The following is a 14,424-nucleotide window of genomic DNA, read 5'->3' as shown; positions in this document are numbered from 1 at the left end:
AATAATGGAAGATACAAGATTTAAAAAAGGAGGGAAAGCTATTGCTTATTAAATCAGCAGAATCAGAAGAAATGACGATTTTTTTTGATAAAGAAAACCAACCAAATACACAAGTTCAAATGGGCATTATTACATTACAGCCTGGTGAAAAACGGCCTTTAGCTGGATATGCTCGCCATGAACAGGATGAATATTCTTATGTGATTTCTGGCGAAGCACATACGATTTTAGAAGATGGTCAAGACTTAGTCGGAAAAGCTGGACAAGCCCAATTAATTGAAGCTGGTGAGGGGCACATTAATTATAATGATGGGTTGGAGCCAGCGGTCGTTGTCTGGATGCTTGTGGAAAGGACAAAATAAAAGGGGAGCTGTCTTTCTGTAAGTAAAAGCATAAAAAAATGAAGAGTTATAGGAGAAAGAAGATGAAAAAGTATTTAAAAATCATAATAGTTTGTATTTTATTGGTAGGATTTTTAGCTGGGTGTACCAATAAAAATGAAAATAAAAAGAAACAGAAAAATACCAAAGAAGCCGTTCAACTGATGTCACCCTCGGAATTAACAACGCTCAACACCTCTGTATTATTGGATTTTCCAGATGCTATTGTCCAAACAGCAGCGTTTGAAGGGTTATATAGTTTAGATGAACAAGACCAATTGGTACCAGCCGTAGCAAAAGCATTGCCGACGATTTCAGAAGATGGAAAAACTTACACGATTTCTTTGAGAAAAGAAGCGGTTTGGAGTAACGATGATCCTGTCACAGCACATGATTTTGAATATGCTTGGAAAAAAATGATTGATCCTAAAAACGGCTTTGTCTATAGTTTCCTCATCGTTGAAACAATTCAAAATGGTGCAGAAATCTCAGCTGGGAAATTAGCACCCAATGAACTAGGTGTCACAGCTGTGGATGATTATACATTAAAGGTGACGCTCAAAGAGCCAAAACCGTACTTTACGTCCTTGTTAGCTTTTCCGACATTTTTCCCGCAAAATCAAAAAGTAGTCGAACAATTTGGTGCGGACTATGGAACTGCTAGTGATAAAGTCGTCTATAATGGTCCGTTCGTGGTAAAAGATTGGCAGCAAACAAAGATGGACTGGCAACTAGCAAAAAATAATCGCTATTGGGATTACCAGAACGTGCGCTCAGACATTATCAATTATACGGTTATCAAAGAAACATCTACCGCATTGAATCTTTTTGAAGATGGACAATTAGATGTGGCTACACTAAGTGGTGAATTGGCGCAACAGAATAAAAATAATACGTTGTATCATTCGTACCCAACAGCGACAATGAACTATTTGCGCTTAAATCAAAAACGGAAAGGGCAAGCAACGCCACTTGCAAACGAAAACCTGCGTAAAGCGTTGGCTTTAGGAATAGATAAAGAAAATCTAGTCAATAATATTATTGCAGATGGTTCTAAAGCGCTACATGGTGCGGTTACGGAAGGCTTTGTGGCGAATCCCACAACGGGACTCGATTTTCGTCAAGAAGCAGGTGATTTAATGGTTTATAACAAAGAAAAAGCGCAAAGTTATTGGAAAAAAGCACAAGCAGAATTAGGAGAAAAGGTTAACGTTGAATTGATGGTAACAGATGATGGTTCTTACAAAAAAATTGGTGAAAGTTTGCAAGGCTCGCTACAAGAACTGTTTCCTGGTTTGACAATAGAGCTAACCGCATTGCCGACCGAAGCTGCATTGAACTTTGGGCGAGAAAGTGACTATGATTTATTCTTAATTTACTGGACACCAGACTATCAAGATCCTATTTCTACCCTGATGACTTTATACAAGGGCAATGATCGCAATTATCAGAACCCTGTCTATGACAAATTATTAGATGAAGCAGCCACAACCTATGCCTTAGAGCCAGAAAAAAGATGGGCGACACTGATTGCGGCTGAAAAAGAAGTGATTGAAACGACTGCTGGCATGATTCCACTTAGCCAAAATGAACAAACAGTCCTGCAAAATGATAAAGTCAAAGGCTTGAATTTTCATACCTTTGGCGCTCCATTAACGTTAAAAAATGTTTATAAGGAAAAATAAAAAGAGAGCCTGGGCTGAAAATCGCTTTTGATTTTCGGCCCAGGCTTAAATCCTGCTTTTTAACCCAAAATTTGTCACCATTTAGCCTTTTCGGGTTTTATCTCGAACGCTTCTGTTCTAATAGTTCAGAATCAGGTGCAGTGTGTGGCTGGGCATATTTTTTCATATATGTCGGCAAGGCTTGACTAATCTTCGTTGGTAAAACAACATAGTCGGTTTTGGCCAAATCATCACCAATGAGACTGTGTAAGTAGACGGCGCCAGCAATGGTTTCAATTGTCGGCTTAAACTGAGCCAAAAAACCAGCAATGATGCCAGCCAAGGTATCCCCAGTTCCGCCAGTAGCCATCCCAGGGTTGCCGCCTGTATTTTGAAAAGGTTCTCCTGTGTGGAAAATTGTGGTGCGATGACTTTTTAAAACAATCGTACTGCCTAATTTTGCTTGTTGGCGCTGGTTATTTGCCAGTGTTTGTTGCTCAATAGGTAAGTGACTCAAACGTTGCCATTCCATTTGATGAGGTGTGAAAACAACTTTTTCAGGATAGGTAAGGGAAAAATTGCCTTGGCTAAAGAGGGTAATCGCTGAGCCATCGATAATTAACCATTGTTGTTTTTGATGTTGGGCAAGCACCCTCTTCAACATTTGTTGTGCAGTAGCATCTAAGCCTAAACCTGGACCAATTAAAATAACCTCCGCTTGCTCTACGACGTCCGTCAGAAGGACTGTTTTTTCAAAGCCCACGACCATGGCTTCTGGGCATCTTGCATGTAAAGGCCCGTGATTTTTAACATCAGTAATCACAGTGGTGAGACCAGCGCCACTATTTATACACGCTTCGGTACTCATGATGATGGCTCCGCCATATTGTCGGTTTCCTCCGATTAATACAACACGCCCAAAATTACTTTTATAAGAGTCGGAGGGGCGTTGAGTGATGACTTCCTCTAAAATGTCCTTGCTTAAATAGCGCATTCTATCACTCCTTTTCTTGGGATTTCTTTGTTCTCAGTATACTACAAGAGCCCCGAAAAAATCAGTTTATTTAATGTTAAAAGTTACTCTATTGAAGGTAATGAGGTGTATAATAAGGACCAGATAAATGAGTTAGGAGAGTGAAACAGATGGAAGAGAAAAAAACATTTTATATGAGTGGCTACGTAGGAATTGCGAGCTTATTAGTTATTTTAATTGCGGGAATTGGTTTATTTATTTATGGAGCGAGTCATACTAATGGTGTTCTTGTTGTTTTAGGTATTATTTTGTTAGTTGGGGCTATTTTATTTTTAAGTTCCTTAACTATTGTTAGTCCCAATCAGGCGAAAGCTATTTTATTTTTTGGTCGCTACTTAGGTACGATTAAAGAAAATGGGTTGTTTATTACCATTCCATTTACGCAAAAAATGAACATTTCTTTGAAAGTACGAAATTTCAATAGTTCTCTATTAAAAGTCAATGACTCTGACGGGAATCCAATCGAAATCTCTGCGGTCATCGTTTTTCGGGTAGTCGATACAGCTAAGGCGTTATTTAATGTCGATTATTATCAAGACTTTGTGGAAATTCAAAGCGAAACGGCAATCCGGCATGTAGCAACACAATATCCTTATGACACTTTTTCAGATAATGATGTAACTCTGCGAGGAAATACCGAACAAATTTCCGAGGAGTTAACCAAAGAATTGCAAGAACGCTTAGCAGTGGCTGGTGTAGAGGTTATCGAAACACGGTTGAATCATTTAGCTTATGCAACTGAAATTGCTAGCTCCATGTTGCAAAGACAGCAAGCAAAAGCAATCTTAGCGGCTCGACAAACAATTGTTGAAGGTGCGGTAAGCATGACACAAATGGCCTTAGAACAGATTGAAGAAGGGCAAGAAATTAATTTTACCGATGAACGAAAAGTACAACTTATTAATAATTTACTAGTCTCAATCATTACTGATAAGGGCACACAACCAGTTATTAATACAGGCGACGTTTCTTCTTAAAGAGGAAGCAACGCTAAAAATAGCAAAAAAAGAGTCATCTTTCCGATGACTCTTTTTTGATAAACACGAACATTATATAATTTTAATCTATAATATTTCGGTTTTTCTTTGACATCTCTTTTTCTCATTGTTAGAATAACAGTGAAAAAAGGCGGAAGGAGTTATTACATTCATGAAACCATTAGTCGCTGTGATTATGGGAAGTACCTCAGACTGGGCAACGATGAAAGCTGCTTGTCTTGTGTTGGAAGAGTTGGGAATTCCTTATGAAAAACGAGTGATATCAGCACATAGGACCCCTGATTTGATGTTTCGTTTTGCAGAGGAATCACGAACAAAAGGATTGAAGGTTATTATCGCTGGCGCTGGTGGAGCGGCCCATTTACCAGGGATGGTAGCTGCAAAGACAACCTTACCTGTCATTGGTGTTCCAGTTAAAACACGAACATTAAACGGTATTGATTCACTGTTGTCTATTGTGCAGATGCCAGGGGGAGTTCCTGTAGCAACAACTGCGATTGGCTCAGCAGGTGCTACCAATGCTGGGTTATTAGCTGCAGAAATACTAAGTATTGATGATTTACAGTTAGCAGAAAGAATCCAAGCAAGACGACAATCATTGGAAAAAGCGGTTATGGAAAGTGGGGAACAACTTGAATAAACCTTTAAAAGTCGGAGCAACTATTGGCATTATAGGTGGGGGACAGTTAGGGCGAATGCTAGTCATGAGTGGTAAAAAAATGGGTTTCCAAATGATTGTGTTGGACCCAACGATCAATAGTCCAGCTGGTCAAGTAGCTGACCGTCAAATTGTGGCAGCCTTTGATCAGACATCTGCTTTAACTGAACTAGCAGAGTTATGCGATGTGATCACCTATGAATTTGAAAATATTGAAGTGGCCTCCCTAGAAAAGGCCATTCCACTAGAAAAGCTGCCACAAGGAACAGAATTGTTAAAAATTACTCAAAATCGATTGCTTGAAAAAACGTTTCTTCAATCGATTGGCTGTAAGATTGCTTCTTTTGCGGAAGTGAAAAGTCAGAAAGAGCTGCCACAAGCAACAGAAAAGATTGGTTTTCCATGTGTCTTAAAAACTATTCAAGGTGGATACGATGGAAAAGGACAGGTCGTCTTAAAATGCGAAGAGGATTTCTCCCAAGCGACTAAATTATTAGCTAACGCCACTTGTGAATTAGAAAAGTGGGTGCCTTTCACTAAAGAACTTTCAATCATCGTTGCAGGGAATAAGCATGGTTACCAAAGCTTTCCTGTATCTGAAAACATTCATCGAAAGAATATCTTGCATGAATCAATTGTGCCAGCTCGAATTTCTGAGAATGTGCAACAAAAAGCAGCGGAATTGGCGCAATACATTGCTGAGGAATTAAATCTATCTGGGGTTTTAGCTATCGAACTGTTTTTAACGGATTCAGAAGAGTTGTACGTCAATGAATTAGCGCCACGGCCTCATAACTCAGGTCATTACTCTATTGAAGCTTGCTCATTTAGTCAATTTGATGCGCATATTCGAGGGATTAGCAATTGGGGCATTGGGTTACCCCAGTTACTTCAACCAGTAGTTATGGTGAATCTCTTAGGCGAACACTTAGAAAAAAGCTACAAGTTATGCACGTCAAAACCCACTTGGCAAGTCCATTACTATGGAAAAGCCGAATCAAAAGTTGGCAGAAAAATGGGCCACGTCACCATTACAACACCTTGCTTATCAGAAACGTTAAAGGAAATTGAGACTGTTGGTATTTGGAACGTAACTTAATAAATGCTTGCTCCAAGCAAGTTTTTTATTTTTACATTCAACAAACACGAACGATTATTGTTTTTTTGCAACTAATGTAAGTCTTTATCTGATGTAAATCAGCTGAGTTAGAAAGAATAGGGTTCATGAAGCTAACGAGAAGAGGGAAAGAATGGAAAAGAAAGCACTTGTGTATACAGGAAAAGCGAAGAAGTTGTATCAAACAGAAAATGCAGCGGTTCTTTTTGTGGAATATCTTGATCAAGCAACAGCTTTAAACGGTCAAAGAAAAGATAAAGTTCTTGGGAAAGGCGCTTTAAATAATCAAATCACTAGTCTAATTTTTGAACATTTACAGCAACAGAAGATTCCCAATCATTTTATCAAAAAAGTATCTGAACACGAACAATTAATTCAGGCCGTAGAAATGATTCCTTTGGAAGTTGTCGTACGTAATTATGCGGCAGGAAGTTTTTCAAAGCGTTTAGCGATTGAAGAAGGCACTAAATTAGTGACGCCCATTATTGAATTTTATTACAAAGAAGATCGTCTGGATGATCCTTTTATTAACGAAGACCATATTCAATTTCTAAAAGTAGCCACTCCTGCTGAAATTGTGGAGATTAAAGCATTGGCTTTACAAATTAATCAGGCGCTTAGTCAACTCTTTCAACGCCTCAATATTTGTTTGATCGATTTTAAAATCGAGATTGGTCGGACGAAGGCCAATCAATTGTTACTGGCAGATGAAATTTCTCCAGACACCTGTCGTTTATGGGATTTAAACACAAACGAACATCTGGATAAAGATGTTTATCGCCGTGAATTAGGAGAAATAGTTCCTGTATATGAAGAAGTTTTACAACGTTTACTAACAGCTAATTGAGGAGGAAGCGCGTATGTATTTTGTCAAAGTCTATGTTACGTATAAAGAATCAATTTTGGATCCCCAAGGTGAAGCGGTTAAGGAAGCAGTCCATCGGCTTGGTTTTACAGAAGTAGCCGAAATCCGTGTCGGTAAGTATTTTGAAATGCACGTCCAGCAGACAGAAGCAATTGAAGAGAAAATTGAACAAATTTGTGATCAACTATTAGCCAATGTAAATATGGAATCCTATCGTTTTGAAATTTTATCTTTGGAGGAAATTTAAATGAAATTGGCAGTGATTGTTTTTCCAGGATCCAATTGTGATGCAGATTTATTGTGGGCTGTCAAAGAGGTGATGGGCGTCGATGCAGAATTTGTCCGACACGATGCCACTTCTTTAGCAAAATTTGATGGCGTATTGTTGCCGGGCGGTTTTTCTTATGGCGATTACTTACGTTGTGGTGCAATTGCTCGGTTTTCGCCAATTATCAATGAGGTGATTCGCTTTGCTACAGAAGGCAAAATGGTTTTTGGTACTTGTAATGGCTTTCAAATTTTAACAGAAATTGGCTTACTTCCTGGCACGTTGCTAAGAAATGATTCGCTTCGTTTTATTTGTAAAAGTGTCCCATTGAAAGTGAATACGCACACAAAGTTTACAAGCGAGTATCCTGAAAATGTTTCGATACATTTACCAGTAGCGCATGGCGAAGGGAATTACTATTGTGATGAAAAAACGTTGAAAGAGCTGAAAGAAAAGAACCAAATTGTTTTTACGTATCAAGAAAAGGTGAACGGTAGTCTTGCGAATATTGCTGGTATTTGTAATGAACAGGGCAATGTTCTAGGAATGATGCCTCATCCGGAACGAGCGATGGAAGAATTGTTAGGTTCAACAGATGGACGCAGCTTTTTTGCTTCAATCATTAAAAACTTTGGAAAGGAATTAAGCCAATGATGAATGAACCAACACCAAAAGAAATCAAGGAGACACGGTTGTATGCAGAATGGGGACTAACAGATGAAGAATATCATCAGATTGAGACCATTTTGCAAAGAGAACCTAATTATACAGAAACTGGCTTATTCTCCGTGATGTGGAGTGAACATTGCTCTTACAAAAATTCCAAGCCCGTTTTAAAAAAGTTTCCGACGGAAGGGCCACAAGTGCTTCAAGGCCCTGGTGAAGGAGCTGGGATTGTCGATATTGGTGACGGATTAGCTGTTGTTTTTAAAGCAGAGAGCCATAATCATCCTTCTGCAGTAGAACCTTACGAAGGAGCAGCTACAGGCGTTGGTGGAATTATTCGCGATATTTTCAGTATGGGGGCGCGGCCGATTGCTTTACTGGATTCGTTAAGATTTGGCGAACTGACGGATGCACGAACACGTTATTTGTTTCAAGAAGTTGTGGCGGGGATTAGCGGTTATGGAAATTGTATTGGTATTCCAACCGTTGGCGGCGAAATTGCTTTTGAGCCATGTTATCAAGGAAACCCACTTGTCAATGCTATGTGTGTGGGATTGATTCGTCATGATGAGATTCAAAAAGGCCAAGCAAAAGGCGTCGGAAATAGCATTCTTTACGTAGGTGCGAAAACAGGACGTGATGGAATTCATGGTGCGACCTTTGCTTCAGAAGAATTTAGTGAAGGTGAAGAACAGCAACGATCTGCGGTACAAGTAGGTGATCCGTTTATGGAAAAATTATTATTGGAAGCTTGTCTTGATTTAATCAAAAATCATCAAGATATTTTAATCGGCATCCAAGATATGGGGGCGGCTGGCTTGGTTTCTTCAAGTGCTGAAATGGCATCAAAAGCAGGTTCAGGCTTGATTCTAGAGCTGGATAAAGTTCCGCAGAGAGAGACGCTGATGAGCCCCTATGAAATGCTCTTGTCTGAGTCCCAAGAACGGATGTTAATCTGTGTGGAAAAAGGAGCAGAACAGCAAGTTTGTGAATTGTTTCAAACGTATGACTTAGAAGCGGTAGCGATTGGATCCGTAACAGATGATGGACAGTATCGTGTCTTTCACGGTGGCAAAATAGTCGCAGATGTACCAGTAGATGCTTTGGCAGAAGAAGCCCCTGTCTACCAGAAAGCCTATCAAGAACCAGAGCGGATGCGTGCTTTTAAAAAATTAGCGCCCTTCATTCCAGAAATTACGAATAGCACGGAATTATTAAAACGCCTATTGCAACAGCCAACGATTGCATCAAAAAAATCAGTTTACGAAACCTATGATAGTCAAGTACAAACGAATACAGTGGTGCAACCAGGAAGTGATGCAGCTGTTTTAAGAGTGCGGGGCACCAATAAAGCCTTAGCGATGACGACAGATTGTAATAGCCGTTATTTGTATTTAAATCCTGAAATAGGTGGGCAAATTGCGGTTGCAGAAGCAGCCCGTAATATTGTAGCAAGTGGAGCACAACCTTTGGCTATCACTGATTGTTTGAATTATGGTTCCCCTGATAAACCAGAAAGTTTTTGGGAATTATGGACGTCGGCGGATGGAATCGCCGCAGCCTGCCGTCAGCTAGGAACACCCGTGATTTCAGGGAACGTCTCTCTTTACAATGAAACAGATGGTCAAGCCATTTATCCAACGCCAATGATCGGCATGGTGGGAGTGATTGAAGATGTTTCACAAATTACCACACAAGCGTTTAAACAAGTTGATGACTTAATTTATCTCATCGGTGAAACCCACGCAGATTTTAACGGCTCAGAAATTCAAAAAATGCAACTGGGGCGAATTGAAGGGCAATTACGCTCATTTGATTTAAAAGAGGAAAAAGCAAACCAAGAATTAGTTTTAAAAGCAATTCAAGCAGGCCTAGTTGCTAGCGCGCATGATTGCGCTGAAGGCGGCGTTGCCGTTGCTTTAGCCGAGTCGGCTTTTGCCAACGAACTGGGGTTACAGGTGACACTGCCATTAGCAAAAGAATATCTATTTGCGGAGACGCAATCCCGTTTTATTCTTTCAGTTAGTCCCCAGCATCAAGAAGCATTTGAAACACTTATCGGAAGAAAAGCTCAACATATTGGGAAAGTGACTGAAACTGGTTTGATCATTCATGCGTTAGATGATGTGATCAATTGTTCAACAAAAGAAGCCAAAGCCTTATGGGAGGATGCGATTCCATGTCTTATGAAGCAAAAAGCTTAAATGAAGAGTGTGGTATTTTTGGTATTTGGGGTCATCCTGATGCGGCACAAGTGACCTATTTTGGTTTACACAGCTTACAGCATCGAGGCCAAGAAGGCGCGGGAATTGTGGCGAACAATTCTGGGAAATTAGATGGCCACCGTGATTTAGGTTTATTAGCAGAAGTATTCCAAAAGCAAGAACAACTGAATGCGTTAGAAGGAACGGCGGCTATTGGTCATGTACGCTATGCAACCGCTGGTACGGGTAGCGTGGATAATATTCAGCCATTTTTATTTAAATTTTATGATAGTCAAATTGGGTTAGCACACAATGGCAATTTGACAAATGCCAAGCGTTTACGAAAACAACTAGAAAGAGAAGGCGCTATTTTTCATTCCAATTCAGACACTGAAATTTTAATGCACTTGATTCGAAAAAGCACTGCTGCCTCGTTTCTCGATAAACTAAAAGAGAGCTTGAATTTGGTTAAGGGTGGCTTTGCTTATCTTTTATTAACAGAAACGATGATGATTGCTGCACTGGATCCCAACGGCTTTCGCCCTCTCTCCATCGGACAAATGAACAATGGGGCGTACGTTGTGGCATCCGAAACGTGTGCATTAGAAACAGTTGGGGCTCGCTTTATTCAAGATGTGGCGCCTGGTGAAGTAGTCATCATTTCTGATGAAGGCTTGAAAATAGAGGTTTTCACTACGGAAGTCCAACCGGCGATTTGCGCAATGGAATATATTTATTTTGCACGACCAGATTCAAATATTGCTGGAGTTAATGTGCATACAGCTCGTAAAAGAATGGGGAAGAACTTGGCAATCGAAAGTCCAGTCGCAGCTGATATGGTAATTGGGGTACCAAACTCATCATTGTCTGCAGCTAGCGGCTATGCAGAAGAAGCACAGATACCTTACGAACTAGGTTTAGTAAAAAATCAATATGTCGCTCGAACATTCATCCAGCCGACACAAGAATTAAGAGAACAAGGTGTCCGTATGAAACTATCGGCAGTTCGTGGCGTGGTCAAAGGAAAAAAAGTCATTTTAGTAGATGATTCGATTGTTCGCGGAACCACTATTCGGCGCATTATCCATTTATTAAAAGAAGCAGAAGCGCAAGAAGTTCATGTCAGAATTGCTTCACCGCCATTAAAATATCCGTGTTTTTATGGCATTGATATACAGACGAGGGACGAACTAATTGCGGCAAACTATTCAATTGAAGAGATCAAAGAGCAGATTGGCGCAGATTCGCTGGCTTTTTTGAGTGAAGCAGGGCTGATTGATGGGATTCAATTAAATTATGATGCTCCTTATTCTGGGCTGTGTATGGCTTACTTTAATGGAGACTATCCAACGCCTTTGTATGATTATGAAGAACAATATCAAGCATCCTTGAAAAAAGAAACTAGGAGGAATTGACATGGAAAATGCCTATTCAAAAGCTGGCGTAAATGTTGAGGCAGGATACGAAGTAGTGGAACGAATTCAAAAGCATAGCCAAAAGACACAACGGACGGGAACGTTGGGCATGCTTGGTGGTTTTGGTGGTTGTTTTGATTTAAGTAGTTACAAGCTTAAAGAACCAGTTTTGGTATCAGGAACGGATGGCGTAGGCACAAAGTTACTCTTGGCAATTGAAGAACAGAAACACGAGACAATCGGAATTGATTGTGTAGCAATGTGTGTCAATGATGTCGTCGCACAAGGCGCCGAACCGTTATATTTTTTAGATTATTTAGCGTTAGGGACCGTTAATCCAGCTAAAGTTGAAGCAATTGTTGCGGGTGTTGCGGCTGGCTGTTGTGAGGCGAATGCAGCCTTAATTGGGGGCGAAACAGCTGAAATGCCTGATATGTATGAAGCAGATGCTTATGACGTGGCTGGTTTTGCCGTGGGTATTGCTGAGAAAAGTCAACTCTTGACTCCAAGTAACGTAAAAGAAGGCGATTTCTTGATTGGTCTTCCTTCAAGTGGTCTTCATTCTAATGGTTACTCTTTAGTAAGAAATGTTTTTTTTAAGAAACATTCGTTTAAAACAACGGACGAGCTTCCAGAATTGGCACCCAAAACGTTAGGGGAAGAATTATTAACACCAACAAAAATTTATGTGAAGGAATTATTGCCATTGTTAAAAGCAGGACTCGTGCATGGGGCTGCGCATATTACTGGCGGCGGGTTTTTAGAAAATCTACCAAGAATGTTTTCTTCCTCACTAGCTGCAGAGATTCAATTAAATAGTTGGCCAGTGCTACCAATTTTTAAATTGATTCAAAAATATGGTGAAATTCCATCTGAAGAAATGTATGAAATTTTCAATATGGGCTTAGGGATGATTTTAGCGGTGAGTCCAGAGCATGTTAAAAAAGTTCAGGAGCTTTTGCCAGAAGCTTTTGAAATTGGTCGTTTGGTACCTAGGAAAACGAAAGCCGTTATTTTTAAGGAAGCCTTATGAAGATAGCTGTTTTTGCATCTGGCAATGGTAGCAATTTTGAGGCGATTGCTGCAGCTTTTTCCCAGAAAAAAATCGCAGGGCAGTTGAGCTTAGTCTTTTGTGACCAGCCTGAAGCCTATGTATTGACCCGTGCCCAAAAACGCAAGATTCCCGTTGTTTGCTTTTCGCCATCTGATTTTCCATCTCGTGGGCAGTATGAAGAACAAGTATTGAAACATTTAAAAGAGCATCAGATCGATTTAATCGTGTTAGCTGGTTATTTGAGAATTATCGGCAAGACTTTACTGGAGGCTTATCCAAAGAGAATCGTCAATATTCATCCTTCTCTGTTACCTAGTTTTCCAGGTCTTCACGGAATTGAAGAGGCATTTCATTATGGAGTGAAAATAACAGGAATCACTATCCATTATGTTGACTCTGGGGTTGATACAGGACCGATTATTTTCCAAACAACCACCAAGATTGATACTGAAGATACATTGGACACATTAGCAGAGAAAATTCATGCTCTTGAGCACGAATGGTACCCAAAAATAATTTCACAAATTGTAAAGGAGACAATGAAATGACCAAAAGAGCATTGATTAGCGTTTCAGACAAAACAGGAGTGACAACATTTGCAGCAGGCTTAGTTGCAAATGGCTTTGAAATTATCTCCACTGGGGGTACAAGGAGTGTCTTAGAAGAAGCGGGGGTACCGACACTTGCTATTGACGACATCACTGGCTTTCCAGAAATGTTAGATGGCCGTGTCAAAACGTTACATCCGAATATCCATGGCGGACTTTTGGCAAAAAGGGGAAACCAAGCGCATCAAAAAGCACTGACTGAACAAGGCATTCAATTTATTGACCTTGTAGTAGTGAATCTTTATCCATTTAAAGAAACAATTTTAAAACCAGCGATCTCTGAAGCAGAAGCGATTGAAATGATTGATATTGGCGGTCCTAGCATGTTACGTTCAGCGGCAAAAAATTATCAAGACGTAACAGCAGTGGTTGATCCTAGTGATTATGAACAGGTATTAAGTGAAATTAGCAGCACTGGAACTAGCCAGTTAGCCACTAGAAAAAGATTAGCAGCAAAAGTCTTTCGTCATACCGCTGCTTATGACGCGCTTATCGCTGACTATTTAACGGCGCAAGTGGGTGAAACTGAACCAGAGAAACAGACGCTTACTTATGAACGTAAGCAAACATTGCGCTATGGTGAAAATAGCCATCAACAGGCCACCTTTTATCAATCCGTTGTACCTGTATCATTATCCATTGCTTCCGCTCGACAACTTCATGGCAAGGAACTTTCATATAACAATATTCGAGATGCTGATGCAGCACTCCGGATTGCTAGCGAGTTTACAGAACCAACGGTCGTCGCTGTTAAACATATGAACCCATGTGGAATCGGAACAGGAAAAACGATTTTGGCAGCCTATCGTCAGGCATTTGAAGCAGATCCAGTTTCAATTTTTGGTGGCATTGTTGTTTTGAATCGTCCAGTGGACCAAGCGACTGCGGCTGAAATGCATCAAATCTTTTTAGAGATAATTATTGCGCCTAGTTTTGAGGAAGAAGCTTTGGCACTGTTATCTCAGAAAAAGAATCTTCGTTTGTTAACGTTAGATTTTCATGCTCAAGAAAAAAAAGCGGTGGAATTAGTTTCTGTTATGGGCGGGTTATTAATTCAAGAACAGGATACAGTTGTTGAAAATGACCAAGCATGGCAAGTTGTTACAGAGCGCCAACCCACACTAGCTGAAAGAGACGCATTGAACTTTGCTTGGAAAGCAGTCAAGCATGTAAAATCAAACGCTATTGTTTTAGCCAATGAAAGCCAAACGGTGGGGATTGGCGCTGGTCAAATGAATCGAATTGGTTCAGTAAAAATTGCAGTTGATCAAGCCCAAGCAGCTGGAAAATTACAAGGGGCCGTCTTAGCAAGTGATGCCTTTTTCCCCATGGCAGATAGCGTGGAATATGCTGCACAACATGGCATTCAAGCAATTATTCAACCAGGCGGGAGCATTAAAGACCAAGCATCAATCGATCTAGCGAATCATTATGGTATTGCGATGATTTTTACTGGGACTCGTCATTTCAAACATTAATTTTTAAAGGAGAAAC

Annotated in this window: 14 protein-coding genes; 13 read left to right on the top strand and 1 reads right to left on the bottom strand. The window is 40.2% G+C overall.

The window, feature by feature from the left end:
* Positions 1-41: 41 nt before the first annotated feature.
* Positions 42-362, top strand: coding sequence for a cupin domain-containing protein (locus IGK72_RS07670; protein ID WP_002378407.1), 321 nt, complete (start codon positions 42-44; stop codon positions 360-362).
* 62 nt (positions 363-424) lie between these two features.
* The gene (locus tag IGK72_RS07665) at positions 425-2,065 is read left to right on the top strand and encodes a peptide ABC transporter substrate-binding protein (RefSeq protein ID WP_023895637.1); all 1,641 of its coding nucleotides are present in this window, start codon (positions 425-427) and stop codon (positions 2,063-2,065) included.
* A gap of 97 nt (positions 2,066-2,162) precedes the next feature.
* On the opposite strand, the gene IGK72_RS07660 is transcribed toward IGK72_RS07665, so the two are convergent.
* The gene (locus IGK72_RS07660; protein ID WP_165548489.1) at positions 2,163-3,038 is read right to left on the bottom strand and encodes an NAD(P)H-hydrate dehydratase; all 876 of its coding nucleotides are present in this window, start codon (positions 3,036-3,038) and stop codon (positions 2,163-2,165) included.
* A 149-nt stretch (positions 3,039-3,187) separates the two neighbouring features.
* On the opposite strand from IGK72_RS07660, the gene IGK72_RS07655 reads away from it, so the two are divergent.
* From IGK72_RS07655 to purH, 11 genes are all read left to right on the top strand, one after another.
* The gene (locus IGK72_RS07655; protein ID WP_002357267.1) at positions 3,188-4,054 is read left to right on the top strand and encodes an SPFH domain-containing protein; all 867 of its coding nucleotides are present in this window, start codon (positions 3,188-3,190) and stop codon (positions 4,052-4,054) included.
* Positions 4,055-4,226: 172 nt separating this feature from the next.
* Positions 4,227-4,715: a 5-(carboxyamino)imidazole ribonucleotide mutase gene (gene purE / locus IGK72_RS07650; RefSeq protein WP_002360132.1), complete on the top strand. Its 489-nt coding sequence runs from the start codon at positions 4,227-4,229 to the stop codon at positions 4,713-4,715.
* Positions 4,708-5,832, top strand: a complete 1,125-nt coding sequence (gene purK, locus IGK72_RS07645; protein WP_023895641.1) for a 5-(carboxyamino)imidazole ribonucleotide synthase — start codon at positions 4,708-4,710, stop codon at positions 5,830-5,832. Before purE ends, purK begins: the two co-directional genes overlap by 8 nt.
* A 151-nt stretch (positions 5,833-5,983) precedes the next feature.
* Positions 5,984-6,697 (top strand): phosphoribosylaminoimidazolesuccinocarboxamide synthase, encoded by a 714-nt coding sequence (gene purC / locus IGK72_RS07640; protein WP_010822912.1) that lies wholly within the window; start codon positions 5,984-5,986, stop codon positions 6,695-6,697.
* Between the two features lie 13 nt (positions 6,698-6,710).
* Positions 6,711-6,962: a phosphoribosylformylglycinamidine synthase subunit PurS gene (gene purS / locus IGK72_RS07635; protein WP_002357271.1), complete on the top strand. Its 252-nt coding sequence runs from the start codon at positions 6,711-6,713 to the stop codon at positions 6,960-6,962.
* A complete protein-coding gene (purQ, locus tag IGK72_RS07630) occupies positions 6,963-7,637 on the top strand; it encodes a phosphoribosylformylglycinamidine synthase subunit PurQ (RefSeq protein WP_002361952.1) in 675 nt (224 codons plus the stop codon).
* The gene (gene purL / locus IGK72_RS07625; RefSeq protein WP_192190043.1) at positions 7,634-9,853 is read left to right on the top strand and encodes a phosphoribosylformylglycinamidine synthase subunit PurL; all 2,220 of its coding nucleotides are present in this window, start codon (positions 7,634-7,636) and stop codon (positions 9,851-9,853) included. The genes purQ and purL overlap by 4 nt, the downstream gene beginning before the upstream one ends.
* Positions 9,829-11,268, top strand: a complete 1,440-nt coding sequence (gene purF, locus IGK72_RS07620) for an amidophosphoribosyltransferase (RefSeq protein ID WP_002382407.1) — start codon at positions 9,829-9,831, stop codon at positions 11,266-11,268. The genes purL and purF overlap by 25 nt, the downstream gene beginning before the upstream one ends.
* Position 11,269: 1 nt before the next feature.
* Complete coding sequence (purM, locus tag IGK72_RS07615; RefSeq protein WP_085444218.1) at positions 11,270-12,301, top strand: phosphoribosylformylglycinamidine cyclo-ligase; 1,032 nt, start codon at positions 11,270-11,272, stop codon at positions 12,299-12,301.
* Positions 12,298-12,870 carry a phosphoribosylglycinamide formyltransferase gene (gene purN, locus IGK72_RS07610; protein ID WP_002360141.1) on the top strand — a complete coding sequence of 191 codons (573 nt, stop codon included), beginning with the start codon at positions 12,298-12,300 and terminating at the stop codon, positions 12,868-12,870. The genes purM and purN overlap by 4 nt, the downstream gene beginning before the upstream one ends.
* Positions 12,822-14,408 carry a bifunctional phosphoribosylaminoimidazolecarboxamide formyltransferase/IMP cyclohydrolase gene (gene purH, locus IGK72_RS07605; protein ID WP_430619597.1) on the top strand — a complete coding sequence of 529 codons (1,587 nt, stop codon included), beginning with the start codon at positions 12,822-12,824 and terminating at the stop codon, positions 14,406-14,408. Before purN ends, purH begins: the two co-directional genes overlap by 49 nt.
* Positions 14,409-14,424 lie beyond the last annotated feature (16 nt).

The organism is Enterococcus sp. DIV0183 (assembly GCF_050541505.1).
Taxonomy (GTDB): domain Bacteria; phylum Bacillota; class Bacilli; order Lactobacillales; family Enterococcaceae; genus Enterococcus; species Enterococcus faecalis.
The sequence above is the reverse complement of the archived record's forward strand: the minus strand, read 5'-3'. Positions and strand labels throughout refer to the sequence as shown.

Bases quoted from the DNA above. Each gene is read 5' to 3' on its own strand.
- IGK72_RS07665 (WP_023895637.1), top strand. From the start codon at position 425: ATGAAAAAGTATTTAAAAATCATAATAGTTTGTATTTTATTGGTAGGA.
- IGK72_RS07660 (WP_165548489.1), bottom strand. From the start codon at position 3,038: ATGCGCTATTTAAGCAAGGACATTTTAGAGGAAGTCATCACTCAACGC.
- IGK72_RS07655 (WP_002357267.1), top strand. From the start codon at position 3,188: ATGGAAGAGAAAAAAACATTTTATATGAGTGGCTACGTAGGAATTGCG.
- purE (WP_002360132.1), top strand. From the start codon at position 4,227: ATGAAACCATTAGTCGCTGTGATTATGGGAAGTACCTCAGACTGGGCA.
- purC (WP_010822912.1), top strand. From the start codon at position 5,984: ATGGAAAAGAAAGCACTTGTGTATACAGGAAAAGCGAAGAAGTTGTAT.
- purS (WP_002357271.1), top strand. From the start codon at position 6,711: ATGTATTTTGTCAAAGTCTATGTTACGTATAAAGAATCAATTTTGGAT.
- purQ (WP_002361952.1), top strand. From the start codon at position 6,963: ATGAAATTGGCAGTGATTGTTTTTCCAGGATCCAATTGTGATGCAGAT.
- purL (WP_192190043.1), top strand. From the start codon at position 7,634: ATGATGAATGAACCAACACCAAAAGAAATCAAGGAGACACGGTTGTAT.
- purF (WP_002382407.1), top strand. From the start codon at position 9,829: ATGTCTTATGAAGCAAAAAGCTTAAATGAAGAGTGTGGTATTTTTGGT.
- purM (WP_085444218.1), top strand. From the start codon at position 11,270: ATGGAAAATGCCTATTCAAAAGCTGGCGTAAATGTTGAGGCAGGATAC.
- purN (WP_002360141.1), top strand. From the start codon at position 12,298: ATGAAGATAGCTGTTTTTGCATCTGGCAATGGTAGCAATTTTGAGGCG.
- purH (WP_430619597.1), top strand. From the start codon at position 12,822: ATGGTACCCAAAAATAATTTCACAAATTGTAAAGGAGACAATGAAATG.